The sequence below is a fragment of the Planomonospora alba genome, from assembly GCF_039534085.1.
Taxonomy (GTDB): domain Bacteria; phylum Actinomycetota; class Actinomycetes; order Streptosporangiales; family Streptosporangiaceae; genus Planomonospora_B; species Planomonospora_B alba.
Genome location: NZ_BAAAUT010000002.1, coordinates 1 through 25,940 on the forward strand (window position 1 = coordinate 1; position 25,940 = coordinate 25,940).

The 25,940-nt window shown below is 75.2% G+C and carries 20 protein-coding genes; 11 read left to right on the plus strand and 9 right to left on the minus strand.

Going from position 1 to position 25,940, the window contains the following annotated elements:
* Positions 1 to 374: 374 nt before the first annotated feature.
* On the plus strand, positions 375 to 1,502 hold the full coding sequence (locus ABD823_RS01040; protein WP_344854831.1) for an AI-2E family transporter: 1,128 nt from the start codon (positions 375 to 377) through the stop codon (positions 1,500 to 1,502).
* Positions 1,503 to 1,506: 4 nt separating this feature from the next.
* On the plus strand, positions 1,507 to 2,187 hold the full coding sequence (locus tag ABD823_RS01045) for a helix-turn-helix domain-containing protein (RefSeq protein WP_344854833.1): 681 nt from the start codon (positions 1,507 to 1,509) through the stop codon (positions 2,185 to 2,187).
* Here the strand turns inward: ABD823_RS01045 and ABD823_RS01050 are convergent.
* The 6 genes from ABD823_RS01050 to ABD823_RS01075 form a co-directional block, all read right to left on the minus strand.
* Positions 2,166 to 3,035 carry a hypothetical protein gene (locus tag ABD823_RS01050; RefSeq protein ID WP_344854835.1) on the minus strand — a complete coding sequence of 290 codons (870 nt, stop codon included), beginning with the start codon at positions 3,033 to 3,035 and terminating at the stop codon, positions 2,166 to 2,168. The two genes, ABD823_RS01045 and ABD823_RS01050, sit on opposite strands and share 22 nt — an antisense overlap.
* Positions 3,036 to 3,168: 133 nt before the next feature.
* On the minus strand, positions 3,169 to 4,020 hold the full coding sequence (locus tag ABD823_RS01055; protein WP_344854837.1) for a PhzF family phenazine biosynthesis protein: 852 nt from the start codon (positions 4,018 to 4,020) through the stop codon (positions 3,169 to 3,171).
* Between the two features lie 172 nt (positions 4,021 to 4,192).
* Positions 4,193 to 5,581, minus strand: coding sequence for a hypothetical protein (locus ABD823_RS01060; protein WP_344854840.1), 1,389 nt, complete (start codon positions 5,579 to 5,581; stop codon positions 4,193 to 4,195).
* Positions 5,582 to 5,784: 203 nt separating this feature from the next.
* A complete protein-coding gene (locus ABD823_RS01065; protein WP_344854842.1) occupies positions 5,785 to 7,620 on the minus strand; it encodes a chitinase in 1,836 nt (611 codons plus the stop codon).
* Positions 7,621 to 7,750: 130 nt separating this feature from the next.
* Complete coding sequence (locus tag ABD823_RS01070; protein WP_344854844.1) at positions 7,751 to 9,205, minus strand: carbohydrate-binding protein; 1,455 nt, start codon at positions 9,203 to 9,205, stop codon at positions 7,751 to 7,753.
* 44 nt (positions 9,206 to 9,249) lie between these two features.
* Complete coding sequence (locus ABD823_RS01075) at positions 9,250 to 10,836, minus strand: chitinase (protein WP_344854846.1); 1,587 nt, start codon at positions 10,834 to 10,836, stop codon at positions 9,250 to 9,252.
* Positions 10,837 to 11,522: 686 nt separating this feature from the next.
* On the opposite strand from ABD823_RS01075, the gene leuE reads away from it, so the two are divergent.
* The gene (leuE, locus tag ABD823_RS01080; RefSeq protein WP_344854848.1) at positions 11,523 to 12,209 is read left to right on the plus strand and encodes a leucine efflux protein LeuE; all 687 of its coding nucleotides are present in this window, start codon (positions 11,523 to 11,525) and stop codon (positions 12,207 to 12,209) included.
* A gap of 268 nt (positions 12,210 to 12,477) precedes the next feature.
* A complete protein-coding gene (locus tag ABD823_RS01085) occupies positions 12,478 to 13,116 on the plus strand; it encodes a VC0807 family protein (protein ID WP_344854850.1) in 639 nt (212 codons plus the stop codon).
* 4 nt (positions 13,117 to 13,120) lie between these two features.
* Here ABD823_RS01085 and ABD823_RS01090 read toward each other — a convergent pair whose 3' ends face one another.
* Together ABD823_RS01090 and ABD823_RS01095 are read right to left on the minus strand one after the other, a co-directional pair.
* On the minus strand, positions 13,121 to 13,786 hold the full coding sequence (locus tag ABD823_RS01090; protein WP_344854852.1) for a response regulator: 666 nt from the start codon (positions 13,784 to 13,786) through the stop codon (positions 13,121 to 13,123).
* Positions 13,783 to 15,045 (minus strand): sensor histidine kinase, encoded by a 1,263-nt coding sequence (locus ABD823_RS01095; RefSeq protein ID WP_344854854.1) that lies wholly within the window; start codon positions 15,043 to 15,045, stop codon positions 13,783 to 13,785. Before ABD823_RS01095 ends, ABD823_RS01090 begins: the two co-directional genes overlap by 4 nt.
* 265 nt (positions 15,046 to 15,310) lie before the next feature.
* Here ABD823_RS01095 and ABD823_RS01100 point away from each other — a divergent pair, with 265 nt between their 5' ends.
* From ABD823_RS01100 to ABD823_RS01120, 5 genes are all read left to right on the plus strand, one after another.
* Complete coding sequence (locus ABD823_RS01100; protein ID WP_344854856.1) at positions 15,311 to 15,943, plus strand: DedA family protein; 633 nt, start codon at positions 15,311 to 15,313, stop codon at positions 15,941 to 15,943.
* A 284-nt stretch (positions 15,944 to 16,227) separates the two neighbouring features.
* The gene (locus tag ABD823_RS01105) at positions 16,228 to 17,058 is read left to right on the plus strand and encodes a DMT family transporter (RefSeq protein ID WP_344854858.1); all 831 of its coding nucleotides are present in this window, start codon (positions 16,228 to 16,230) and stop codon (positions 17,056 to 17,058) included.
* Between the two features lie 92 nt (positions 17,059 to 17,150).
* On the plus strand, positions 17,151 to 18,398 hold the full coding sequence (locus ABD823_RS01110) for a glycosyltransferase (RefSeq protein ID WP_344854860.1): 1,248 nt from the start codon (positions 17,151 to 17,153) through the stop codon (positions 18,396 to 18,398).
* Positions 18,395 to 19,153, plus strand: coding sequence for a DUF998 domain-containing protein (locus ABD823_RS01115; RefSeq protein WP_344854862.1), 759 nt, complete (start codon positions 18,395 to 18,397; stop codon positions 19,151 to 19,153). Before ABD823_RS01110 ends, ABD823_RS01115 begins: the two co-directional genes overlap by 4 nt.
* 83 nt (positions 19,154 to 19,236) lie before the next feature.
* On the plus strand, positions 19,237 to 20,169 hold the full coding sequence (locus ABD823_RS01120) for an acyl-ACP desaturase (RefSeq protein ID WP_344854864.1): 933 nt from the start codon (positions 19,237 to 19,239) through the stop codon (positions 20,167 to 20,169).
* Positions 20,170 to 20,275: 106 nt separating this feature from the next.
* Here the strand turns inward: ABD823_RS01120 and ABD823_RS01125 are convergent, their stop codons facing one another.
* Positions 20,276 to 21,496, minus strand: a complete 1,221-nt coding sequence (locus ABD823_RS01125; RefSeq protein WP_344854867.1) for an MFS transporter — start codon at positions 21,494 to 21,496, stop codon at positions 20,276 to 20,278.
* Positions 21,497 to 21,872: 376 nt separating this feature from the next.
* Between ABD823_RS01125 and ABD823_RS01130 the strand changes: the two genes are divergently transcribed.
* Complete coding sequence (locus ABD823_RS01130) at positions 21,873 to 24,620, plus strand: PEP/pyruvate-binding domain-containing protein (protein WP_344854870.1); 2,748 nt, start codon at positions 21,873 to 21,875, stop codon at positions 24,618 to 24,620.
* A 219-nt stretch (positions 24,621 to 24,839) separates the two neighbouring features.
* Positions 24,840 to 25,811 (plus strand): zinc-binding dehydrogenase, encoded by a 972-nt coding sequence (locus ABD823_RS01135; RefSeq protein WP_344854873.1) that lies wholly within the window; start codon positions 24,840 to 24,842, stop codon positions 25,809 to 25,811.
* Positions 25,812 to 25,940: the final 129 nt, after the last annotated feature.

Consider the following 25,940-nt stretch of genomic DNA (forward strand, 5'->3'; position numbering starts at 1 on the left):
CGTCCACCGCTCCCGGCCGGCCAGGCGGCCCGCCGCTCGCGGGGCGTTTCGTTCGTTTCGGTGTTCCATCTTACCGGTCCGTGCCGATCCGGGGCAAATCGTCCCGTTTCGCACGGTCCCGGTCCGACCGGAACCGCTCCGTCTCCGGAGCAACCCTTCTAACTTACCCTGACATTCGGCTCTTGTCCAGCCGAATCTCGTCGAGACATGAAGCCTCACCGAGCAGGTGCGAGTCGGAGGGGTCCCGGGGTCTTCGGCGGTCTCCGCCGACCCCCCTCGGGCCTGTGAACTATATGTAGGCCCGCCGGGAGCGTCAAATCAGTCGCGGCCCCCGACAGGGACGTGCTTTTCGCCCACTGGGTAGATAGGCAGACGTGACAGACCAACGAGGCATCCCCCGGGCCCTGGGCATCCTGCTGTGCACGGCGGCGGCCGTGATCACGCTCGCCGGGGCCAGGGAGGTCGGCTCCATCCTCGGCCCCATGCTCCTGGCACTGGTGCTCGTCATCGCCGTCTCCCCGGTCCGGACCTGGCTCGGCAGGCACGGCGCCCCCGGGTGGCTGCTGATCGCGGTCCCCCTGGCCATCGTGCTGTCCGTGCTGCTCGGCATGGTGGCGATCATGACGATCTCCGTCGCGCAGCTGGCGGGTCTCGCTCCGGCCTACAGCGACCAGTTCGGCGAACTCGTCAAGCAGGCGCAGGACTTCGCCGCCCGGATGGGCATCGGCAACGAGCAGATCGACCAGGCGCTCAGCTCCTTCGACCCCGGCAAGGTCTTCACCTTCGTCCAAGGGTTCGCCACGGGACTGCTCGACGTCTTCTCCAGCCTGGTCTTCATCGTGATCCTGCTGCTCGCCATGTGCCTGGACGCCCAGTCCTTCTCCCGGGCCCTGGCCTGGGGCGGCGGCTCCCGGCCTGCGCTGGCCGCCGCGCTGGACGACTTCGCCCACAAGACCCGCCGCTACCTGGTCGTCTCCACCGTCTTCGGCATCATCTGCGCCGTGCTGGACGCCGCCGCGCTCTGGTTCCTGGGTGTCCCGCTCCCCCTCCTGTGGGGGGTGCTCGCCCTGATCACGAACTACATCCCGAACATCGGCTTCGTCATCGGCCTCATCCCGCCCGCCCTGCTCGGCCTGCTGGAGGGAGGGTTCGAGACGATGGTCTTCGTGATCGCCGCCTACATCGCGATCAACTTCGTGGTCCAGTCACTCGTCCAGCCCAAATTCCTCGGCGACGCGGTCGGCCTGTCCACGACCGTGACGTTCCTGTCCCTCATCGTCTGGGCGTTCGTGCTCGGACCTTTGGGCGCGCTCCTGGCCATCCCGCTCAGCCTGCTGGTCCGCGCCCTGCTGATCGACAGCGACCCCCGGGGCGCGTGGGCCGCGGCGATCGTCTCCGGGCAGGTCCCGCAGGACGGCGGGCGCGACCGTCCCGCTCCCGCCGGCCGGGCCGGCGTGAGGCCGGAGGACCTCCCTCCCTCCGGGGCCTCGGCCGTACCCTGAGCACATGTACCGCGAGCAGGCCCCCGTCCCGGCCCTGGCCGGGCGGCTCGTGTGCGTCTGGACGCGCGTGGCGACGTCCGCCCGTGTCGGGCTGGTCGTGCCGGACGGCTGCGTCGACCTGGTCTGGGGTCCCCGGGGCCCCCAGGTGGCCGGGCCCGACACCGGCCCGGCACCGGTCCGGCTCGCCCCGGGTGACCGCTACACCGGGATCCGGTTCCGGCCCGGCGCGGTGGGCGGGGTGCTGGGGGTTCCGGTCGAGGCCCTGCGCGACCAGCGGGTGCCCCTGGCCGACCTGGGCACGCTGCCGGAGCTCGCCGCCGAGCCCCTGAGCCTCGAGACCGCCCAGGAGGCGCTGGCCGTACGGCTGCGCGCGGCACCCGGGCCGGACCCGGCCGCCCCGGCGATCGCCCGGGAGCTGCGGGCCGGGCGGGGCGTCGGGCAGGTCGCCTGGGACCTCGGGCTGAGCGAGCGGCAGCTGCACCGGCGGTGCGTGCGCGCCTTCGGGTACGGCCCCAAGGTGCTGCAGCGGGTGGTGCGGTTCCAGCGGGCGCTGCGGCTGGCCAGGAGCGGGCTCCCGCCGGCCGAGGTGGCGCTGGCCAGCGGTTACGCCGACCAGTCGCACCTGTCCAACGAGGTGCGGCGGCTGGCCGGCGTCCCCCTGGGTCAGCTCGTCAGCCGGCCGTAGGCCTTGAGGGTCCTCAGCCGCGCCACGGTGGTGAAGCCGCCCCACTCGTGGGCGACGACCGGCGTCCACATCGGGAAGTTCGGCCTCCAGCCGCCGTCCTCGCCCTGCTGGTCGATCAGCGCGTCGAGGTGCCGCTCCAGCACCTCCTCCCCGAAGAGCGGCAGCGTGATGGGCTCGGGCGCGAAGTCGAGCGGGAAGTGCACCTCCCCCGGCGTGTCCGGGTCGAGGGCCACGGTGGCCAGGATCGCCTCGCGGAGCCGGGCGAACTCGCCGAGGGCGCGGTCGCGGTCCGGGGCGTGCTCCAGGAAGTGCACGATCGCCCGCGCGGTGTAGGGCGTGGGCTTGTCCTCCTTGCCGATCGCGGCCCAGGTGAACTCGGTGGCCGGGGCGAGCCACGGGTGGTCGACGCGGTGCTTGTGCAGCAGCGCGGCGATGGAGGCGGTCGGTATCAGGGAGCCGGGCGGCTCGTCGGGGGTCTCCCACCACGGCGCCCGGGGGGAGGTGCGCACGCTCGGCAGCACGAACGGCACGCCCCCGTCCGGGGTGGTGACCGTCAGCAGGTGGTCGCAGGCGCGGATCACCATCGGGTCGTCGAAGGCGTCCAGCTCGTCGAGGATCCAGAACGCCACCTCGACGGGCTCGGGCTGGCTGTCCGGCCCGCGCAGGTCGGGCTCCAGGGCGTGGCCGAACCCGCCGTCGGCGTTCTGGTAGCCCCGCAGTACGGCCAGCACCCGGTCCGGCGGCGCGCCGTCGAGCAGGCTCTCGCACCGGAGCCGGTCGATCAGCCGGGCGTTGAGCAGCAGATATCGCCTGGCCGCGGCCAGGGCGTCGTCGGTCAGCGTCTTCATGCTCCGACCGTACGGCCCGGCCGCCGCGGCGTCTTGCAGGAATCGGACGTCCGCGGCCGGACCGGCGGAGCGCCGCGCGCCGCCGGCCCCGCGACCGGGAGGCGGCGCGGGCAGGGGCGGGCGGGCGTCGGGATCAGGCGGCCTCCATCGCGACGGCTCCGCCGCCCACCCGGCTGCGGCCGTCGGCCTCGGCGATCGAGACCTTCAGCTCGCTGGGCCGCCCCATGTCCACGCCCTGGATGACGGTGAACTCCTTCACCTCGGTCCCCAGGGCCCGCAGGTAGCCGCCGAAGGCGGCGGCCGCGGCCCCGGTCGCCGGGTCCTCGACCACCCCGCCCACCGGGAAGGGGTTGCGCGCGTGGTAGCGCCGGTCGTTCTCGCGCCAGAAGAGGTTCACCGTCGTCCAGCCGCGGCGCGTCATGACCTCTCTCAGCGCCTCGAAGTCGTAGTGCAGGTCGGCCAGGCGCGCGCGGGAGGCGGCGGCGAGCACGAGGTGGTGGACCCCGCCGAAGGCGACGTGCGGGGGGAAGGCCCTGTCCAGCTCGTCGCGGGACCAGCGCAGCGCGGCGAGCGCCTCGTCCAGCGCGTCCTCGGGCGCGGACGCCGAGCGGGTGGGCACGCTGGTGAGCGTGGCGAGCAGCGTCTCGCCGTCGACGCCGGTCTCCACGGCGATCTCGCCCGCGTTGGTGCGGAAGGTCAGCGGTCCCGTCCCGAGCCGCTCGGCCAGGGCCACCGCGGTGGCGATCGTGGCGTGCCCGCAGAAGTCGACTTCGGCCGAGGGCGCGAAGTAGCGGACCCGGAAGGCGCGGGCCTCGTCGTCGCGCTCGGTCAGGAAGGCGGTCTCGGAGTAGCCGACCTCGGCGGCGACGGCCCGCATCCGCGCGTCCGGGAGCCCGGCGGCGTCGAGGACGATGCCGGCGGGGTTGCCGCCCGCCGGGTCGTGGGTGAAAGCGGTGTAGCGCAGGACTTCCACGTTGTTCGTCACAGTTCCGGAACCTAGCAGCCGCCGCTCCGCCGGTGCCCGGTGTCCCCCGCCCCGCGGCCGCCCGCCCCGCCGCGTGCCGCGGCACCGCCTCCCGGGGCGAACGGCGGCGTGTGCCGCGGGTCGGCGTGCCCGGGGCCGGGGCGCGGCGGGCGGCCGTTCGGCACGGGGCTGCTCAGGCGCGTTCCGGGACGGGCGGGACCTGCCCGTCCGGATCGGAGCCGGGGGCGGGGGCGGGGGCGTCGGGCTCGGCGGCCGAGACGCGGCGCCCCCAGGGCAGGCCCAGGGCCAGGACGGGGAGCAGCACGATCGACGCCTGCGCCCAGACCGAGTGCAGGGCCGACCATTCGGCGGCGGTGAACTGGGTCATGTACAGGTAGCCGTACGCCGCCCAGAAGGAGGTCCCGAGGATGACGGGCCAGGCGAAGCGGGTCGGGCGGGCGACGAGGAACGGCATGAACCACAGCAGGTACTGCGCGCCGAGCCGGGGCGTGAAGATCATGAAGGTGATCAGCAGGGCCGTGGTGAGGTCGACCGGGTCGGCACGGCGCCACAGGAAGGCGGCGACCACGAGCATGACGTAGGTCATCCGGGTGCCGAAGGTGGCGATGCCGGCGTCGAGGGTCCAGTGGCCGTCGACGAGGATCGCGCTGTAGCCCCACTCCCCGACGATCGGGCGGATGTGCTGGATCACCCGGATGACCTCGGGGATCTGCTCCAGCGTGGTGCCCGCGAAGACCGGCAGGGTGACCAGGAAGAAGAGCGGGACCGCGCCGGTCGCCACGAACGCGACCGCGCGGGCCCGGAACGTCGGCAGCAGCAGGAGCATGCCGGGGATCAGCCAGATCGGCCAGCTCTTGGCGCACAGCGCCAGGCCCATCAGCAGGCCCGCGAGCAGCGCCCGGCGCAGCGCGGCCCGGTCTCCCTCGCGCGGGGTGAGCCCCTGGCGCACCGCCTGCCGTACGGCGCCGCCGATCCCGTGGGCGGCGACGCTCCGGCGCACGTAGGCGATCGGGTCGGTGCGCAGGCCCGGGCGGTCGGGGGCGCCGGGGCCGCGTGCCACGACGAAGGCGGCGACGCCGAAGACGAGGGCGACCGGCTCGACCTGGCCGTGGATGGAGGCGACGAGGATCGCCAGGGGGTTGCAGGCGTACTGGAAGGCGCGCAGGGAGGCGGCGGACCCCCCGGCGAGCTTGCCGACCAGCGGGATCAGGACGATGTCGGCCATCACGGTGACCAGGCGCCCCGCCCACTCCCACGGGATGCCGAGCCAGAGCAGCAGGCCGTACACGTACGGGATGGTCGGCAGGAAGTGCCAGCCGCCCCTGCTGCCGAGGACGGGGTCCTCGCGGTTGAGGATCGCCTCGCCGGCGGGTTTGAAGCTGTTGACGAAGTCGACCGGCTGCCAGTCGCTCCTGGCCGCGACGGCCATGATGAGCACCCGGACGCCGATTCCGACGGCGAGGATGACGGGCAGCGACGGGCGCCAGCCCCTCCACTGGGCGACCAGAGCGAGCACGACACCTGTGACGAGGACGATCCCCGTGAGAATTGCGTTGTCCATGGCGGGCCCTAGCCTGCCGGATGTCGCGAGCGGCCAGCCACCCGGACACGGAAACGAGACCTGCCTCCCAGGTTCGGGCCGCCCCGCCGCACCGCCTCCGCCTGGGCGGCGGGGCGGCAAAGCCGTCACCGTACGTGATGATCCGGGTGCGGCGCCGGGCCTCGCCGCCGGGAGTCCGTCTCTCCCGGCGGCGAGGGGCTCGTTCAGCCGAGCCGGTCGAGGTAGGACCGGTGGCTGCGGGAGAACTCGTGGCCGTTGTACGTGTCCCAGTTGATCGACCAGGTCATCAGGCCGCGCAGGTCCGGGTAGACGCCCTTCGGCTTGTACGGCCCGCAGTTCACGCCCTTCGCCAGGCAGTCGAAGGCCTTGTGGACCTCGGCCACCGTGGTGAAGCCGTTCCCCGCCCAGGGCGCGGCGGGCAGGCCGATGGCGACCTGGTCCTGGCGCAGGGCCGGGAAGACGTTGCCCGGGTCCCCCGCGATGGGGAAGCCGGCGAGCAGCATGTCGGTCATGGCCACGTGGAAGTCGTGCGTGCCCATGGTGTGGTACCGGCCGTCCAGGCCCATGATCGGTCCGGAGTTGTAGTCCTGGACGTGCAGCAGGGTCAGGTCGTCGCGCATGGCGTGGACGACCGGCAGGTAGGAGGCGGACCTGCGGTCGGCGGCGCCGGCGGGGCCGGGGCCGTAGAACTGGTGGCCCAGCTGGACGAAGAACGTCTCGGGCGCCATGGTCAGCACGAAGTCCTCGCCGTACCTCGCCTTGAGCGCCTTCAGCGCGGCGATCAGGTTGACGACCACCGGGGTGGTGGGGCGCGCCAGGTCGGTGTCGCCGGGGTCGAGGTAGAGCGAATGGCCCTCGAAGTCGATGTCCAGCCCGTCGAGGCCGTACCTGTCGATGATCGCGCTCACCGAGCGCACGAACGCGTCGCGTGCGGCGGCGGTGGTGAGCTGGACCTGCCCGTTCTGCCCGCCGATCGAGATCAGCACCTTCTTCCCGGCCGCCTGCTTGGCGCGGATGGCCGCGGTGAACTCCGCCTCGGACTCGACGCCCGGGCACTCGGCGGCCGGGCAGCGGGTGAAGCGGATGTCGCCGGAGGTGACGGAGGTCGGTTCGCCGAAGGCGAGGTTGACGACGTCCCACTCGTCCGGGACGTCGGCCATGCGCACGTAGCCGGAGCCGTTGGCGAAGGAGGCGTGCAGATAGCCGACGAGCACCCGCCGGGGCAGCCCGGGGTCCGGGGGCGGTGGATCGTCGTCGCCGACGGTCACCGGGACGGCCGCGGACCTGGGCGACTCCCCGGCCGCGTTGGAGGCGGTCACCTGGTAGTCGTAGGTGCCGGGCGGCGGGGTGTCGGTGTAGGAGGTGCCGGTGGCCGTGCCGGCCCGGACGCCGTCCCGGTAGACGGTGTAGCCGGTCGCGCCCGCGACGGCGTTCCAGCGCAGGGTGGCGGCGGTGGCCGTCCCGGCGCCGGTCAGGCCGGTCGGGGCGGGCGGGGCCTGGCCCTGTCCGGGCGGGCCGTCGAGGACGAGGTCGTCGGCCTGGTAGGCGCCCTGGCCGTACCAGCCGCTGACGTAGACGGTGACCGACGTCGTGGCCGGGCCGGTGGTGAAGGTCCGGGTCAGCTGCGTGTAGGCCGACGGAGAGGACGCCCAGGTGCTGGTGTCGGCGGTGCCGGTGCCCTCCACGCCCAGGAAGACGTAGCCGCCCCGCACCCACGCCGAGAGCGTGTACGACGAGCCCGGCCGCACCGGGACCGTCTGCGCGCAGCGCGCGGTGTCGGAGCCGGCCGGGGTGGCCTGCAGCGCCCTGCCGCCGCCGTGCACCGGCGCGGACACCGCCGCCGCGCCGGAGGAGGCCGAGCAGGTCCAGCCGGTCAGCCCGTCCTCGAAGCCGGGGTTGGTCATGACGTTCGCGGCGTGCGCGGGCGGGGCGGCGAGCACCGCGGCGCCCAGCGCGGCCGCGGTCGCCGCGGCGAGCCTCGTGGGGATCGTCCGGCGCGCGGTCGCCGGGCGCCGTGCCGGTGTCGGTCGTCGTCGCATGGTCTGCCTCGCGGGGCTCTCGTGGGGGGGCGGGGAGCGGCGGCGCCGTGGGTGCGCGGGGAGCGCCTCCCGGGCGGGGCGGGGCCGGGTCCGGGAGGCGCTCGTCCGCCGTGCGGCCACCTCGCCGCCGTCAGAAGCCGGCGGTGATCCGGGTGAACTCCCAGTCGCTCTGGGAGATGCCGCTGCAGTTGGAGGTCACGCCGCCGCCGGGGCAGCCGCGGTCGCGGTTGACCGACCAGTAGGCCAGGCGGGTCAGGCCCTTGGACTTGGCCCAGTCGGTGATCCGCTGCCAGGTGGCGGGGGTGGTCAGCTCCTGCTGGTCGGACAGGCCGTTCATGCCGGAGATGCCCATGCGGGCGTAGGCCTGGGCGTCGCTCCAGCCGTACGCGGACTTGAGCGCGTTCTTCAGACCCTCGGCGGCGTTGACGGTGTCGGTGTAGATGTCGGAGCTGCCGAAGTCGAACGGCATGATGGTGTAGTTGTCGATCGGCACGCCGAGCGCCTTCGCCTGGTTGATCAGGCGCAGGCCGTGCGCGTTCGGGCCGGTGCGGGTGGTGCCGAAGGTCACCACGACCTTGACGTTCGGGTTGTTCTGCTTGACGATCTTCAGGCCGTTGAGGATGCGGTCCTGGACGGTGTAGTTCTCGAACTCGTCGGTGTTCTCGATGTCGAAGTCGACCACCGCCGGGCCGACGGCGTTGATGACCTGCTGCACGGCCCCGGCGAAGGCCTGCGGGGTGGCGCAGTTCGGGCCGAGCTTGTTGCCGGACCAGCCGCCGAAGGAGATCTGCACGCTGCCGCCGGCGGCCTTGATCTGCGAGATGGCCTGGGCGTCGGCGCCGCCGGTCAGCGGCCGGTTGCCGTCCCAGGCGGGGGTGCAGCCGCCGCTGGACAGGATGAACGCCATGGTGAACGACTTGACGCCGGTGGCGTTCATGACCGTGGCCGGGCTCGGCGGGTTGCCCCAGCCCATGTAGAGGTACGGCGCGCCGGGCATGCGCCCGGGCGGCGGCGGGGTGGTGCAGCCGCCGGTGGTGGCGGTGACCTGGCCGCTCGCGGCCGACTCGCCCTGGGCGTTGTAGGCCTTGACGGTGTAGGTGTGGGTGGTGCAGGCGCCCAGGCCGGAGACGGTGGCGCCGGTGCCGGTGACGGTCGCCCTGGCCGAGGAGCCTTCGTAGACCCGGTAGCCGGTCACGGTGCCGGAGGAGGCGTTCCACGCCAGGGAGATCGAGGAGTTCGTCGTGCCGGTCACCCGGAGGTCGCCGGGTGCGCCGGGCACGCCGGGCGGCTGGGTGGGGCCGCCGGAGACGGGCTTCCAGAGCGCGGGGACGTTCGGCGGCTCCCAGCCCGGCTGGGAGGTGTGGCTCTGGATCGCCTGGTAGTCGGTGCCGTTGTAGGTCACCACGGTGCCGGCGGTGTAGGCCGTCCACGCCTGCCACTGGGGGGCGGCCGACAGCACGGCCGCCTGGAGGGCGGGCGCGGAGGCGGGGACGGGCGCGGCGAGGGCGGACGGCCCGGTGAGGGCCCCGGTGAGCGCCACGGTCAGGGCGGCGGGTACGGCCAGTGCCGCACGTCGCAGTCGCATGGGTTCTCCTTGGGGGTCGGGAGATTCGCGGGGGTGCGGGAGGTTCAGGGGAGGGTCGCCAGGTGGGGCTTGACGGTCCTGGAGAAGTTCCAGCCGTTGCTCGCGTCCCAGTTGATCGACCAGGTCATCGCGCCCCGGATGCCGGGGTAGGCGCGCGGCGGCGTGAAGCGGCCGCAGTCCGTCCGGGTGGCCAGGCAGGTCAGCGCCTGGTTGACCACGGCCGGGGCGACGATCCCGCCGCCGGCCGCGCCGGGCCCGGCGGGCAGGCCGAGCGCCACCTGGTCGGGGCGCAGGCCGTTCTCCAGCTGGATGCAGGCCAGCGCGGTCAGGAAGTCGACCGTGCCCTGCGAGTAGGCGGCCATCCGGTCGCAGCCGAGCATCGAGCCGGAGTTGTAGTACTGGGTGTGGACGACGGTGAGGATGTCCTTGATGCTCAGCGCGAGCTTGAAGTACTCGGCGCCGGTGGACTGCATGTCGATGGTCTGCGGGGCCATGGTGATGATCAGGCCGGGGCCGGTCCTGGCGTGCAGGTCCCGCAGCGCCTGGGCCATGTAGGTGGCGTTGAGGCCGTTCTCCAGGTCGATGTCCACGCCGTCGAAGCCGTACTCCCGGATCAGGCCGTGGACGCTGTCGGCGAACTCCGCCGCGGCGGCGGCGGAGGCCACCTGGACGCGGCCCTTCTCCCCGCCGACCGAGAGGATGACCTTCTGCCCGCGTGACTGGAGGGTCTTGACGTCGGCCTTGAACTGGGCGTCGGTGTAGCCGCCGAGGGAGGCGGACAGGCCCGGGTCCACGCCGAAGACGACCTCGCCGGGGGTGTTCGTGGCCTCGCCGAAGGAGACCGCGACCAGGTCGTAGTCGGTGGGCACCGCGGACAGGCGCAGCTCGACGGCGGCGTTGTCGAAGTTGTGCCAGTAGCCGGTGAGGAAGTGCTCCGGCAGGGGCCCGGTGGAGCAGCCTGCGGTGGTGGCGGTGGCCTCGGCGCCGGCGGACTCCCCGGCCGCGTTGTATGCCTTGACGGTGTAGGTGTGCGTCTCGCAGTCGCCCAGGCCGGTGATCGTGGCGCTGGTGCCGGTGACGGCGGCCTTCACCGCGGAGCCCTCGTAGACGCGGTAGCCGGTCACCGTCCCCGAGGACGCGCCCCAGGACAGGGTGATGCTCTTCGAGCCGCCGGTCGCGCTCGGCGTGCCGGGCCTGCCGGGCAGGTCGGGGTCGGTCGGGCCGCCGCCGTATCCGCCGCAGTCGGCGCCGTTGACCTTGCAGTTCGCCGGTGCGGCGGCCGCTCCGCCGGGCGAGCCGATGAAGCCGAAGCTCACCGTCGCGCCGGGGGCGACGGCGCCGTTCCAGCCGACGTTGGCGAAGGTGAAGTGCTGCCCGCTGCGGGTGAGCGTCGCGTCCCAGAAGGAGCTGACGGTCGTCCCGGCGGGGAGGTCGAACTCGACCTTCCACGAGCTGATCGCGGACCCGGTCTCGTTCTTGATCGTGTACTTGCCCTCGAATCCGGAGCCCCAGTCCGCGGTCTTGGTGAACGCGGCGGTGACCGAGGCGGCCTGGGCCGGCGACGCGACCACGGTGCTCAGCAGGAGTGCCGCCAGCGCGACGGCGGATCGGGCGATGACGCGGAATCTCACGTTGACCTCGATGTTTCGGTGGGGGGGTGGCCGTACGGCGCGCGCCCCACCCGGGGAGGGGCCCCGGGGAGGGGAGGGGAAGGGGCGCGCCGGCCGTACGGCGGGCAGGGCCCGTCCCGTGGCGCAGGAGAGACGGGCGGGCCGTGGTTCGGCGGTGCGGTGCGGGGCGCGGCCGGCGTCGGCGGCGGCCGGGAATCTTGCCGCACCTGTCAGGAAGGGTGACGGATGGGGTGGCTCACCGAGCCTCCCCGTTCCGCCGGGGGGAGGGGCGTACGCGCCTCACCGCCCGGGAGGCCGGGTGGCGGCCTCAGGGTGGAAGGCGTCGTCACAGCTCATCGCGGTTCACGGGGGGTGCGAACGGGTCATCTCGACTCCATTCGGTTCTTTTTTTAGGAAAGTTTCCTAAGAGTTGTCGCGATCGTAGCCTTGACAGCGGTGGTTCACAAGACCCAAAAGACGAGGGCTTCCGGCACCGATCCGAAGTGCTCGCCGTCACGCCTGGTCACCGCCCGGCGACCCCCGGCATCCGGTCCCGGTTCCCGCGCGGACCCCGCCGCCGCCCGCGCGGATCCGCGGCGGGCGGCGCTCCGGCACCCCGCCGCTGCGGGCCGCCCGGGGCGGGTACGGTGGCCCGCCCGGGGCGAGTACGGTGATACCGGATCCCTTTTGCCCCCTGGAGTCCCTTCATGTTCTTCGGTGTCACCGACATCTGGACCTACGTCGCCGGCGCGTTCCTCATCATCCTGCTCCCCGGCCCGAACTCCCTCTACGTCCTGACCACGGCCGCCCGGCGCGGGATCCGGCAGGGCTACCGGGGCGCGGCGGGCGTGTTCGTCGGCGACTCGGTGCTCATGATCCTCTCGGCGGCCGGGGCCGCCTCGGTGCTGAAGGCGCATCCGCTGCTGTTCAACGCCGTGAAGTACGCGGGCGCGGCCTACCTCGCCTGGATGGGCCTGCAGATGCTGCGCGGGGCCTGGCGGTCGCGGCGGGCCGCCCGGGCGGACGGGGCCGCGGCGGCCGCGGCGGGAAGCCCGGAAGGCGTCGTGAGCGCGGCGGGGAGCACCGCGGAGGCGGACCCCTTCCGCAGGGCGCTCGTCGTCAGCCTGCTGAACCCGAAGGCGATCCTGTTCTTCATCTCCTTCTTCATCCAGTTCGTGGACCCGGCCTACCCGGCCCCCGCCCTGTCGTTCCTCGTCCTCGGCGCGATCGTGCAGGTCTTCAGCATGCTCTACCTGAGCACGCTGATCTTCGGCGGCACCTACCTGGCCGCGCAGTTCCGGCGGCGGCGCAGGCTGGCCGCGGCCCTCACCGCCGCGGCGGGCACGCTGTTCGTCGGCTTCGGCGCACGGCTGGCCACGGCGTCGCTCGGCTGACGGCACCGGGCCTGCGGACGATCTACCCGGTCTTGGCGCCCCCGGCGCGGAGACCGGGCCCCGCGCGGGTAGGTTCCGGAACCGTCACCCGGCCGCAAGGACCCGCGGATTCGCGCCATGACACCTCCGCCGGTCGGGTACCGTGAGTCGCCGACCGACGGAGTAACGATTCCGTAAATCAATGGAACACTCCCCGTATGCCTGATCGAGGCCCACCGGGGTAGGCGCCGGTTCCCCGGTGCCGGTCGTCCCATCGTCCTGGAGCCGTATGAGCCACCAAGCCGTCACCCTGCCCCGCCTCACCGCGCTGGCCCGCCAGGCGGTGCCGCGCCTGCTGGAGGGCGTCGTCGCCCCCCTCGCCGTCTTCTACGCCGCCTTCGCCGCACTCGGCGAGACGGGCGGGATGCTCGCGGCGATGACCTGGGTGTACGCGGGAGTGGGCTGGCGGCTCGTCCGGCGGACACCGGTGCCCGCGACGATGTACCTCGCCGCGCTGGCGATCACGCTCCGCACCGTGATCAGCTTCTGGCTCGACGAGCCGGTGTACTTCTTCCTCCAGCCCGAGCTGGGCACGATCTGCATCAGCATGGTCTTCCTCGCCTCGGTGCGGCTGCGTCGGCCGATGGTGCAGAAGCTCACCCTCGACTACGTCCACCTGCCCGCGGTGGTGCTCAGGCACGAGCGGGTCCGCCGGTTCTTCGCCCGGATCACCCTGCTGTGGGCCTTCGTGCTGCTGGCCAACTCCGCGGTGAGCATCTGGCTCCTGCTCCACCAGTCGATCGGCAGCTACCTGCTGGTCCGCACCGCCGCCGTCGCCGTCATCACCGGCCTGGCCGCGGCCTTCTCCGTCGGCGCCTTCCTGCGCGTCATGCGCCGGCTCCAGCACGAGCCGGCGCCGGCCGCCTGACCGGTCAGCCGGACGGCTCCTCCTCCAGCAGCCCCGCCTCGTAGGCGCGGATCGCGGCCTGCACCCGGTTGCGCGCGCCCAGCCGGGTGAGGATCGCGCTGACGTGCGCCTTGACGGTCCCCTCGACCAGGTGGAGGCGGCGGGCGATCTGCGCGTTGGACAGCCCCGCCCCGAGCAGGCCGAGGACCTCGCGCTCGCGCGGGGTGAGCCCGGCCACCTGCTCGCGGGCCGCCGCGGCGCGCGTCAGCCGGCCCCCGGCCAGCTCGCTGATGACCCGGCGGGCGACCCGGGGGGACAGATAGGCCGCGCCCTCCGCCGCGGCGCGGATCCCGGCCAGCAGCTCGCGCGGGTCCCCGGACTTCAGCAGGAACCCGGCGGCGCCCTCGGCCAGGGCGCGGGCGATGTACTCGTCCTCGCCGAACGTGGTCAGCATCAGCACCGCCGCCTCGGGTACGGCGCGGCGCAGCTCGGCGACGGCCGCCAGGCCGTCCAGCCGCGGCATCCGGACGTCGAGCAGGACGACGCCGGGGCGGTGGGCGAGCGCCTGCTCGACCGCCTCCCGCCCGTCGCCCGCCTCGGCGACCACCTCGATCTCCGGGTCGGCGGTCAGGATGGCCCGCACCCCCGCCCGGATCATGGCCTCGTCGTCGGCCAGCAGCACCCGGATCATCGCGCTCCCTTCTCGGACTCCCGCGCGCCCGGCGGTTCCCCGGACCGCTCCGCCTCCCCCGCGCGGCCCGCCCCGGGCTCGGCAGCCCGTTCCGCGGGGAAGCGCGCCGCGACCCGGAAACCGCCCGCGCGGGGAGCCGCCTCGAACGTGCCGCCCGCCAGCCGTACCCGCTCGCGCAGTCCCATCAGGCCGAGGCCGCCGCCGGGCGGCGGCGCGGCGGGCGCCGACCCGGGGGCCGGGTTGCCGACGGTCAGCCGGATCTCTCCGGAGGAGGCGGCCAGCTCGACCGTGACCGGGGCGCCGGGCGCGTGCTTGGCGGCGTTGGTCAGCGCCTCCTGGACGATCCGGCAGGCCGTGTGGTCGCGGAGCCCGCCCGGGCCGCGCAACTCCACCTCCATGCCCGAGGCCCGCGCCCGCTCCACGATCCCGGCGACGCTCTCCACCGCCGGGGTGAGCGGCGCCTCGTCGTCCTCGCGCAGGACGCCGATGACCCGGCGCAGGCGCTCGGTGGTGTCGGCGGCGGCGGCCCGCAGCTCCCCCGCCGCCCGCCGGTGCCGCTCGTCCAGGTCGGGCGCCATCTCCAGGGCGGCGGCCCGCAGGGCGATCAGCGCCAGGTCGTGGCCGATCGAGTCGTGCATGTCCTGGGCGATCCGGTTGCGCTCGCGGAGCCGCACCTGGGCGGCGACCAGGGCGCTCTCCCGGGTGCGCGCCTCCACGCGCTGGCGCCGCAGCAGCCCGGCCAGCCAGGGCAGGGCGGCCCAGACCAGCACTCCGGACAGGGCGGGGAACCAGAAGCCCGCGACCGAGGGGTCGGGCCGCGGGCCGCAGGAGACGGCCATGGTGCACAGGGCGCCCGTGCCCAGGATCGCGCCGTAGGCCAGCGCGGCGGGCCTGGCGCGGCTCATCCGCCGTCCGACCAGGTAGCCGAGGACCACGAGGGCGGGGGTGAAGCCGTTCAGCGGGACCAGCTTCACCTGCCCGATGAGCCGGTCGTCGAGCCCCCACAGGTGCACGGTGGCCCAGCCCTCGCCCAGGTCGAGCGAGCCCGCGGCCAGCACGGTCAGCGCGGCGGCGAGCGGGGCCCTGCGCCGGACGAGCACGGCCGCCGTCAGGACCGCCGCCCCCGCCAGGGCCGTCCACAGCCACGTCCCGCCGTCCACCGGCTCCCAGACCGCCGGCACGGGCGGGGACAGCAGCACCGGCGGGCACAGGGCCGCCCAGAGCAGCAGGTCCCGCAGAACGGGCCGGGGGATCGTCACCCTGCGACGGTACAGGCCCGCCGCAGCCGGTCGTCTCCGTCCCAGGTCCGAGATCTCCCCCTGACGAAAGTCAGGGGTGGGCGCCGCCGTTCGTGCGATGCCCGCGAACCGGCGGAACCGGCAGAATCCGTACGGTCCGCGCGGTGCGCCCCGGAGAGGTCTCCGGGGCACCTCCGGCGGAGGACCGGGGAGCCTCCCGGTCGACGGCGGGCCCGAGACCCGCCAGCGTGTCCTGGCAGATCCCCGACACCGATGGAGCCCGGTCGTGACCCAAGCCATCCTCGACGCCCTCCAGCAGGCGATGTCCTCGCCCTGGATCTATCTCGCGCTGTTCGCGCTGGCGGTGCTCGACGGGTTCTTCCCCGTCGTGCCCGCCGAGACCTCGGTCATCACGGCGGGCGTGTTCGCCGCCTCCACCGGCGCGCCGGACGTGGCCCTGGTGATCGCCGTGGCGGCACTGGGCGCCTTCACCGGCGACCACATCTCCTACGCCATCGGCCGCACCACCCACGGCAGGCTGCGCAACGGCAGGCGGACCGGAAAGGCCTTCGCCTGGGCGGAGCGCGCGCTGGCCGAGCGGGGCGGGCTCGTCCTGGTGGTCGCCCGCTACATTCCGGGCGGCCGTACGGCCTGCACGCTGACGATGGGCGCGGTCGCCTACCCCCGCCGGTCCTTCGCCCTGTTCGACGCCGTCGCCGCCGTCTCCTGGGCGGTCTACTCGGCCCTGATCGGCTACGTGGGCGGCGCCGCCTTCGAGCACGACCCGGTCAAGGGCCTGCTGCTCGGCCTCGGCATCGCCGTGACGATCACCGTGGTCGTCGAGGTGGTCCGGCACCTGCGGCGCCGCCGGAGCCCCGCCCTCCCCGAGCCGGAGCCGGAGCCGGTCACGGCCGACTGACCCCTCCCCCGGCCTCCTCCCCCAGTCTCCCCCGGTCCCCTCCCGCCGGACCCCGCGCAGCGGTCCGGCCGGGCCCGCCGGGCCCCCGCGCCCGGCCCGGCCCCCCTCCCGTCCCCCATGCGGCTCTCAGGGATCTCATCCGGAAGTCAGGGAGATCCCCCATGGATCCGGGCCCGCTCCCTGCGGGACGCTGCCAGTAATTCACCGCAAGCCCCCGTCCGGACGCCTCCGCGAGGCGTCGCGGTCATCTCGCCATGCCTTGATCTGCTCTGGGAGGAGTGCGCATGACTGTGCTCGCGGCCGGCCTGGCGCTGGCGGGATCGCTGTTCTTCGCGCTGGGCGCCGCGCTGCAGCAGTTCGAGGCGGTCGGCGCGGCCGGCCCCGCCCTCACCCGCCTGCTGCGCCGCCCCCGGTGGCTGCTCGGCGGCCTGGCCATCGGCGCGGGTACGGCCCTGCACATCGTCGCGCTCAGGTACGGCCCGCTCACGGTGGTCCAGCCGATGGGGGTGGCCAGCCTCCTGTTCGCCCTGCCCTGCGCCGCGGCGCTGCGGCACCGCAGACCCCGGCGCGGGGAGCTGGCCTCCGCCGCGGTGATCGCGGCCGGGCTCGCCGGCCTGGTCCTGGTGGTCCCGGAGCACGGCGGCCCGCCGTCCCTCGGCATCGGGAAGGCGGCGGCCCTGCTCGCGGCGGCGGCCGCCGTCGCCCTGGCGCTGCGGGCCGCCGCGGGCCGGGTCTCCCCCGCCGGGCGCGCCGCGCTGCTGGCGACCGGGGCGGGCGTGCTCTACGGCGCGACCGCCACCCTCGCCCGCGTCCTGGTGAGCGGCGGCGTGGAGCTCTGGCTCCTGCTCGCGACCCCCGTGCCCGCGCTGTTCGCGCTGGCCCTGCTGCAGCGCGCCTACGCCGTCGGCCACTTCGGCCTCGCCTTCGCCGCCCTGCAGGTGGCCGACCCGCTCACCGCCGTCGCGTTCGGCGCCCTGCTGCTCGGCGAGCCCCTGCCCACCGGGGTGGCGAGCACGCTCACCGCCCTGGCCGCGGCCGGGCTCACCGCCGCCGGGACCGTCGCCCTGGCCCGGACCACCCCGCTCTCGCCCGCCCCCGGCCCGACCGGTCCATGAACCCCTCCGCCCGCACCAGCCGCCCGCGGCCCGCCCGGCCGCCGTCCTCACCACCCGTCCCGCCCGGCCCGACCCCCGACGAAGGAGTCCCCATGGCCCTGCCCGTCCCCGTCCCCCTCCCCGTCTCCGACCCGGGCCCCGCCCCCGCCCCCGCTCCGGAGGCCGGGTCCTCCACCACCCCTCCGCGCCGGGTGCTGATCGGCACCGACACCTACCCCCCGGACGTGAACGGCGCCTCCTACTTCACCCACCGGCTCGCCCGGGGCCTGGCCCGGCGGGGCAACGACGTGCACGTGGTCTGCGCCTCGGACACCGGGCCGGCCAGGACCCAGCTCGTGGACGGGGTGACGGTGCACCGGCTGCGCTCGGCGCCGCTGCTGGTCCACCCGACCATGCGGGTCTCGGTCCCGGCCAGGCTCGACGGCCTGGTCCGCGCGATCGATCCCGACGTGGTCCACGTCCAGGGGCACTTCGTGGTGGGCCGGGCGGCGATCTCGGCCGCCCGGCGCGCGGGCGTCCCGGTGGTCGCCACCAACCACTTCATGCCCGACAACCTCTTCCAGTTCGCGCACGTCCCCGGGCCGCTCCGCACGCGGGCGGGCGACCTCGCCTGGCGCGACTTCAACCGGGTCTTCTCCCGGGCCGACCGGATCACCACGCCGACCCGCATCGCGGCCGGCCTCCTGGCAGGCAAGGGCTTCGACCGCCCCGTCGAGCCGGTCTCGTGCGGCATCGACCTCGGGCGGTTCCAGCCGCGCGCCGAGCCCCGCAGGTGGGCGCGGAAGGCCCTGGACCTGCCCGACCTGCCGACCGTGCTGTTCGTCGGGCGGCTGGACGAGGAGAAACGGCTCGACGAGCTCGTCCGCGCGCTGCCGTACATCCTGAACGGGACCGAGGCCCAGGTGGTGCTGGCCGGGACCGGCAACCGGCGGGCCGCGCTGGAGAAGCTGGCGCGGCGCATCGGCGTCGGCGACCACGTGGTCTTCCTCGGCTTCGTCCCGGACGGGATGCTGCCCGACGCCTACGCCGCCGCCGACGTCTTCGCCATGCCGGGCGTCGCGGAGCTGCAGAGCATCGCCACGCTGGAGGCCATGGCCAGCGGCCTGCCGGTGGTCGCCGCCGACGCGATGGCCCTGCCCCACCTGGTGCGGCCCGGCGAGAACGGCCACCTGTACCGGCCCGGTGACGTCCGGGCGCTGGCCGGCCACCTGACCGCGCTGCTGGAGTCCCCCGGGCTGCGGGCCGCCATGGGCGCGGCGGGCCGCGCCATCGCGCTGACCCACGACCACGAGGCCTCCCTGGCCCGGTTCGAGGAGATCTACCGGGAGGTGGCGCGGTGAGGGACGCCGGATACGCGGGGAGTGTGGGAAGCGCCGAGGACGCGGGTGCCGCCGGGGGCGCCCGGGACATCGGGGAGACCGGGGACGCCGGGGACGCCGGGGACGCGGTGTGGTCCCGGCTCGGCCGGGCCGGGGCCGTGCTCGCCGCGGCCGCGACGGCCTACGCGCACCTGGCCGCCGGCGGGGCCGTGGACCCGATGTCCGGACTGGTCAGCGACTACGCGCTGGTGGACGCCACAGCCTGGGCGCTGGTCGGCGGCACGCTGGCGCTGGCGTCGGGCTGCCTGTGGACCGCGTACGGCCTGGCCCGGACCGACCCGCTGCGCAGCGCGGCGGCCCGGGTGCTGCTGCTCGCCGGGGCGCTCGGCCTGCTGCTGACCGCGGCGTTCCCGACCGACCCCGCGCCCGGGGTCGTCTCGGTCGCCGGGGAGATCCACCGCTGGTCGGCGGCCGTGGTGTTCACCGCGCTGCCGGGCGCGGGCTGGCTGCTCGGCCGCCGGTACGGCGACGCCGTGCTGCGCGCGGTGAGCGCGGCGTCGGCGGCGCTGCTGGCCGCGTTCCTGGCGGCGCACCCGGGGTCGCCGTTCGCGGACCTCGTCGGCGGGCCGGACTACTACGGCCTGGTGGAGCGCCTGCTGCTGGCCGCCGAGATGGCGCTGGTCTTCCTGGCCGCCGGGCACGCGGGCGGCGGGCCGACGCCCACCCCCGAGGCCCTTCATCACAAGTTGGGAAAACCACAAATCCTCGGCCAATAAATAGGGGCGATCGCACTACGGGGAGAGCGTTTTACCTACGCTAGCGTAGGTTACGGTTCCGTAATCTACGAGGGGGAAGCCTTATGCGAGAGTTCAGTCAGACCGAGCTGCTGCTGGAGCTTGAGCCCGTCGTCGCCCGCGAACTGGACCGGCACCTCGCCGTCGCCAAGGAGTGGTTCCCGCACGAGTACATCCCGTGGTCCGAGGGCCGCGACTTCGACGGCGTGCTCGGCGGCGAGGCCTGGTCCGAGAGCGACTCGACCATCCCCGAGGACGCCCGCGTCTCCCTCATCGTGAACCTGCTGACCGAGGACAACCTCCCCAGCTACCACCACGAGATCGCCACCACCTTCGGGCGCGACGCCGCCTGGGGCACCTGGGTGCACCGCTGGACCGCGGAGGAGGACCGCCACGGCACCGCCCTGCGCGACTACCTCACGGTCACCCGGGCGGTCGACCCGGTCGCCCTGGAGCGGGCCCGGATGGTCCACATGGAGGCCGGGTTCAGCAACGCCTACGAGGGCGTGCTGCACTCCCTGGCGTACGTCTCGTTCCAGGAGCTGGCCACCCGCATCTCCCACCGCAACACCGGCAAGGCGTCCAAGGACCCGAACTGCGAGCGCCTGCTCGCCAAGATCGCGGCCGACGAGAACCTGCACATGCTCTTCTACCGGAACCTGCTGGCCGCGGCCTTCGAGCTCACCCCGAGCCAGACCATGCGCGCCGTCACCGACGTGGTCACCACCTTCCAGATGCCCGGCACCGGCATCGAGGGCTTCACCCGCAAGGCGATGATCATCGCCAACGCCGGGATCTACGACCTGCGCCTGCACCTCGACGACGTGCTCATGCCGGTCCTGCGGCAGTGGCGCGTCTTCGACATCGAGGGCCTCGACGCCGAGGGCGAGAAGGCCCGCGACGAGCTCGCGGACTTCCTGAGCCGCACGGAGGTCACCGCCTCCCGCTTCGTCGAGCGCCGCGAGGCCCGGCGCGCCGCCCAGGCCGCCCGCGGCTGACGCCCGCGCCCGAGACGCGCCGGGGACGCTCCGGGGACGCTCCGGGGCCGCGCCGGCCCCGGGGCGCCGGGAGGCCGCGGGGAGCCCGGCGCGCCCGGGACCCCGGTCAGGAGGCCGTGACCAGCTCCCGGCCGCGGGAGGCGTGCGCCGCGGGCGCCAGGCGGCGCAGGAACAGCACCAGCAGCAGGGCGGCCAGGCCGGTGGTGACCGGCGGGACGAGGAACGCCGAGCCGGTGCCGAGCCGGTCCACGAGCTGGCCGGCCACCGCGGCTCCGGTGGCGATGCCCAGGCCGGTCGCGCCGTTGAGCCAGGTGAACGCCTCGGTCCGCACCTCGGTGGGGACCAGCTGCTCGACCAGGGTGTAGCCCGTGATCACCGCGGGGGCGATGACGAACCCGGCCAGGGCCGCGGCGCCGTACAGCGCCGGAAGCGAGCCGGCGAAGCCCAGCGCGACCGTCGCCGCGGAGAGCAGGCCGACGGCGGCCGCGAGCCGGTGCGAGGCCCGCGCCCGCCACCGGACGAGCCCGTACAGCAGGCCGCCGACCATGCTGGCGCCGGAGAACGTCCCGTAGACCGCGCCCGCCGCCCCGGCCTGGCCGAGGGCGGCCGTCGACGAGGTGATGCCGACCTGGAGGCTGCCGAAGACGGTGCCGATCGCGACGAACGCCGCCGCGAGCAGGGCCACGCCGCGCATCCGCAGCACGCCGTGCCGGGCGCGGACCACGACCGGCACCGGCTCGGGGGCGCCCCGGCGGACCGCGGAGAACGCCAGCGTGCCGGTCACCACCATGACCAGGGCGGCGGCCAGGGCCCAGACGGGTGAGAAGCCGGTGGACAGCGCCACCAGCAGCACCGGGGCGACGGTGAAGGTCAGCTCGTCGGTGATCGACTCCAGGGCGAAGGCCGTGCTCAGCCGGTCCTGGGAGCCGCCGAGCAGGTGGGCCCAGCGGGCGCGGACCATGGAGCCGACCTGCGGCATCGAGCCGCCGGCCAGCGTCGCGACGGCCACCAGCACCGCGGCCGGGGCGTGCGCGGCGGCCAGCGCCAGCAGGCCGCCCAGCGCGAGGCCGTGCAGCAGGGCCTGCGGGACGAGCACCCTCGCCTGGCCGTAGCGGTCGGCGAGCCGGCCGGTCTGCGGGCCGATCAGCGCCTGCGCCACCGCCGCGGCGGCGGAGGCGATGCCCGCCGCGCCGTACGAGCCGGTGGACCACTCCACGAGCAGGAGGATCCCGATCTGCAGCATCGCGTACGGCAGGCGGGCGAGGAGGGCGGGGGCGAGGAACCTCCAGGCTCCGGGGGAGGCGAGCACGGCGAGGTAGGACTTCACTTGCGTCTCCGTCGAGATTCCAGACGGGGACGCCGCCCGGCCCTGCGGGGGAGCGCCACCGTCGTGGTGGGCTTCGACCGAGGTAGATACCGCCCCTTTCAGGTAGGCGGCCGCCGGGCGGTCATGACAGGCATGCGCTCACAGCGCACGCGGATGCCATGTTATGCCATGGATGACCGTTTCCTCATATTTCCGGGGCTCGGCACCCCGGCGGCACCCCGGCCGCTCCCGTCACCGCCGCCCCGGCGCGGGGGCGCCCCGCGGCGGCCCCTCCGGACCACCGGCGCCCCTCCGGCGAGCCGGCCGCCCCGTATTTCATCATCTGTTGATTTAATCTCGGGGCGGGCCTAGGGTGAGTGCCGAGGAGGCGTGTGCCATGGAGACTCCGCTGGTCCTGGCGTTCGAGGACATCGCGCCCGGAATGCTGCCGCTCGTCGGAGGCAAGGCCGCCAACCTCGGCGTGCTCACCGCCGCCGGGTTCCCCGTCCCGCCCGGCGTCTGCCTGACCACCGAGGCCTACCGGCGGGTCACCGAGCGCTCCGGGGCGCTGGAGGCGGTGCTCGACGCGCTGGAGGCGGCCTCCCCCACCGACACCGGGAGCCTGGCCGCCCTGGCCGCGACCGCCCGCGCCGCCGTGCTGGGGGCGCCGGTCCCCGACGACGTCGCCGAGGCCGTGCGGCGCAGCGCGCGCGGACCCGTCGCGGTCCGCTCCTCCGCCACCGCCGAGGACCTGCCCGGCGCCAGTTTCGCCGGGCAGCAGGACACCTACCTGAACGTCGTCGGCCCGGAGGCGGTGCTGGACGCGGTCCGGCGCTGCTGGGCCTCCCTGTGGACCGACCGGGCCGTGGTCTACCGCGCGGGGCACGGCATCGGCCACCGGTCCGTCCGCCTGGCCGTCGTGATCCAGGAGATGGTGCGGGCCGAGGTCGCCGGGGTGATGTTCACCGCCGACCCGGTCACCGGGCGGCGGCGCACGGCGGTGATCGACGCCGCCCCCGGGCTCGGCGAGGCGGTGGTCTCCGGCGCGGTCGACCCCGACCGCTTCACGGTGGACATCGCGACCGGGCGGATCACCGGGCGGCGGCCGGGCGGCAAGCGGCTGGCCGTACGGCCGGCCGCCGGCGGCGGCGTCGAGCGCGTCGAGAGAGCGGACGGCGAGGAGGCGGACCGCCTCTGCCTCACCGACGAGCAGGTCAGGGCCCTGGCCGAGCTGGGCGGCCGGGTCGAGGAGCACTACGGGGCCCCGCAGGACACCGAGTGGGCCGTCGACGCCGGCGGCGCCCTCTGGCTGACCCAGGCGCGCCCGATCACCACCCTCTACCCGGTCCCCCGGCACGGCGGACCGGGCGACCGGACCGGGCCGGACGGGACGCGGATCTACTTCTGCGGCAGCCTCGCCCAGGGGCTCCACCAGCCGGTCACCCCGATGGGCATGTCGGCGTTCCGGCTGATGTCGGCCTCCTTCGACCGCCTGATGAACGGCCGGCGGGCGGCCGACCCGGCGGCGGGGGCGCCGTTCTTCGCCGAGGCCGGCGGGCGGCTCTTCCTCGACGTCACCGGGATCGTGCGCAGCCGGGTGGGCCGGGCGCTCTTCCCCCGGGTGCTCGACGTGATGGAGGCCCGCTCGGCCGTGGTCCTGCGCGCGCTGGCCGCCGACCCCCGCTTCGCCGTGACGCACCGCTCGCCGCTCCCCGCCCTCCGCCGCCTGCTGCGGATCGGGCGCCGCTACCGCGTCCCGGCGCGCGCGCTGCGGGCGCTGCTGGATCCGCCGAGCGCGCACCGGCACGCGCGGCGGGTGGAGGCGGAGCTGCGGGCGCGGCTGGCCTCCCCGCCGGACGCCGATCCGCGCGGCCGCCTCGACCGGACCGAGCGCATCCTGCTCGACGAGACGTTCCCGGTGATCCCGCGGATCGCGCCGGGCGCGGGAGCGGGGTTCGCCATGCTCGGCCTGGCCGCGCGCCTGCTGGGCCGGCGCGCCCGCCCCGGCGACCTGCCGACCGTGCTGCGCGGCCTGCCGGGCAACGTGACCACCGAGATGGACCTGGCCCTGTGGCATCTGGCCGCCCGGATCCGCGAGGACGCCGCGGCCGCCTCCCTGCTGCTGGGCTCCCCCGCCGCCGGGCTCGCTGCGCGCTTCGCGGCCGGGACGCTGCCCGCCGTGGTCCAGGAGGGCCTGCGGACCTTCCTGGACGACTACGGCGTGCGCGCGGTCGCCGAGATCGACCTGGGCGCGCCGCGCTGGGCGGACGACCCGGTGCACGTCATCGGCGTGCTCGCCAACTACCTGCGGCTGGACGACCCGGCCCTGGCCCCGGACGCGCAGTTCGCCCGGGGCGCTGCGGAGGCCGAGGCGATGGTGGAGACCCTGGCGGCCCGCGCGGGCGGGCTGCGGGGCCGGGCGGTGCGCTTCGCCCTCGGCCGGGCCCGCGCCCTGGCGGGCCTGCGCGAGTTCCCCAAGTTCCTGGCGGTGACGTCGGTCGCCGCGGCCCGTGCCGAAGTGGCCGCCGTCGGCGCCGAACTGGCCGGACGCGGCGTGCTGGACGCCCCCGGCGACGTGTTCTTCCTCACCCTGCCGGAGGTGCGCGCCGCGCTGGCCGGCGGCCCGTCCGGTGCTCCCGCCGGCGCCCCGCCCGGACCGGATACCCAGCCCGGCCCCGGCGCCCTGCGCGCGCTCGTCGCCGCGCGGCGCGAGGAGGACGCGCGCGAGCGGCGGCGCAGGCACGTGCCGCGGATCGTCCTGTCGGACGGCACCGAGCCCGAGGCGGTCGCCGGCCCGCTGTCCGCCCCGGACGGCGCGCTGACCGGCACCCCGGCCTCGGCGGGCGGCGTCACCGGCGTCGCCCGGGTGGTCCTCGACCCGGTCGGGGCGCGCCTGGAGCCCGGCGAGATCCTGGTCTGCCCGTCCACCGACCCGGGATGGACCCCGCTGTTCCTGACCGCGGGCGGCCTGGTGATGGAGATGGGCGGAGCCAACTCGCACGGCGCGGTGGTCGCCCGCGAGTACGGCATCCCGGCGGTCGTGGGCGTCGCGCACGCGACCGAGCGCATCGTGTCCGGCCAGGAGGTCACCGTGGACGGCACCTCCGGCACGGTCCTCACCTCCCCGGCGGCCGCCGCGTCCTGAGCCCGGCTCCCACCGCGGCCCGAGCCCGACTCCCACCGCGGCCCGAGCCCGGCTCCCGCCGCGGCCCGGCCCCGGCTCCCGGTCCCGGACGCCCGCGGACGCCGGGGCCTGCGGAGCCCGCCCGCCGCGCGGTGCCGCCTCCTCCAATTGACCTCAATCCTTGTTGAGGTTTCAGAATGCTCCCGACGGAGCGGAGACACCGCCGGAGGGAGAAGGCACATGCGCGTGGTGGAGGCTAAGGCGTTCGGAGGGCCCGAGGTGCTGGCCGTGCACGAGGCGCCCGACCCGGTCGCCGGGCCGGGGCAGGTCGTGGTGGACGTGGCCGTGGTGGACACCCTGTTCCTCGAGGCGCAGATCAGGAGCGGCGCGGGCGGCGAGTACTTCGGCGTGCGCCCGCCGTACGTGCCGGGCGGCGGGATCGCCGGGCGGGTGGCCGCCGTCGGGGAGGGCGTGGACCCCGGCTGGTCCGGGCGGCGCGTCGTCACCCGGACCGGGGTGGAGGGCGGCTACGCCGAGCGGGCGGCGGTCCCGGCCGAGACGCTGGTCGAGGTGCCCGACGGAGTGGACCTGCGCGAGGCGGCGGCGCTCGCGCACGACGGCGTCACCGCGCTGGGCCTGTTCGAGGCGGCCCGCGTCCGGCCGGGAGAGCGGGTGCTGGTGACCGGGGCGAGCGGCGGCATGGGCGTGCTGCTGGTGCAACTGGCGCACGCGGCGGGCGCGTGGGTCGCCGGCACCGCCCGCGGCGCGCGGAAGACGGAGACGGTCCGGGGGCTCGGCGCCGACGCCGTGCTGGACCCCTCCGCGCCCGGCTGGGCGGAGCGGGTGCGCGAACTGACCGGCGGCGCCGGAGCCGACGTCGTCTACGACGGGGTCGGCGGGCGGATCGGCCGGGAGGCGTTCGGGGCGGTGGCCCGCGGCGGCCGGTTCTCCGCACACGGTTCGCCCACCGGGAGCTTCGCCGAGATCACCCCGGAGGAGGCGGCGGAGCGGGGGGTGCGCCTGCGCGGCATCCGGGACGTGCAGTTCCCGCCCGCCGAGGCGCGGCGGCTGACCGGACGGGCGCTGGCCGAGGCGGCGACCGGGCGGCTCCGGCCGGTCATCGGGCGGACCTTCCCGCTGGAGCGGGCCGCCGACGCGCACGCCGCGATCGAGGCACGCGACGTCGTCGGCAAGACCCTGCTGGTGGTCTGAGCCCGTCCCGCACGCGGGGCCGGGGCGGGGCGGGTTCCGGAACCGCCCGGCCCCGGAGTCCGCCCCGCCCGGCCCCCGGAGGCAGGACCCGGCGGCCGCACGGAAACGACCGCCGGTCGACGGGTCCTG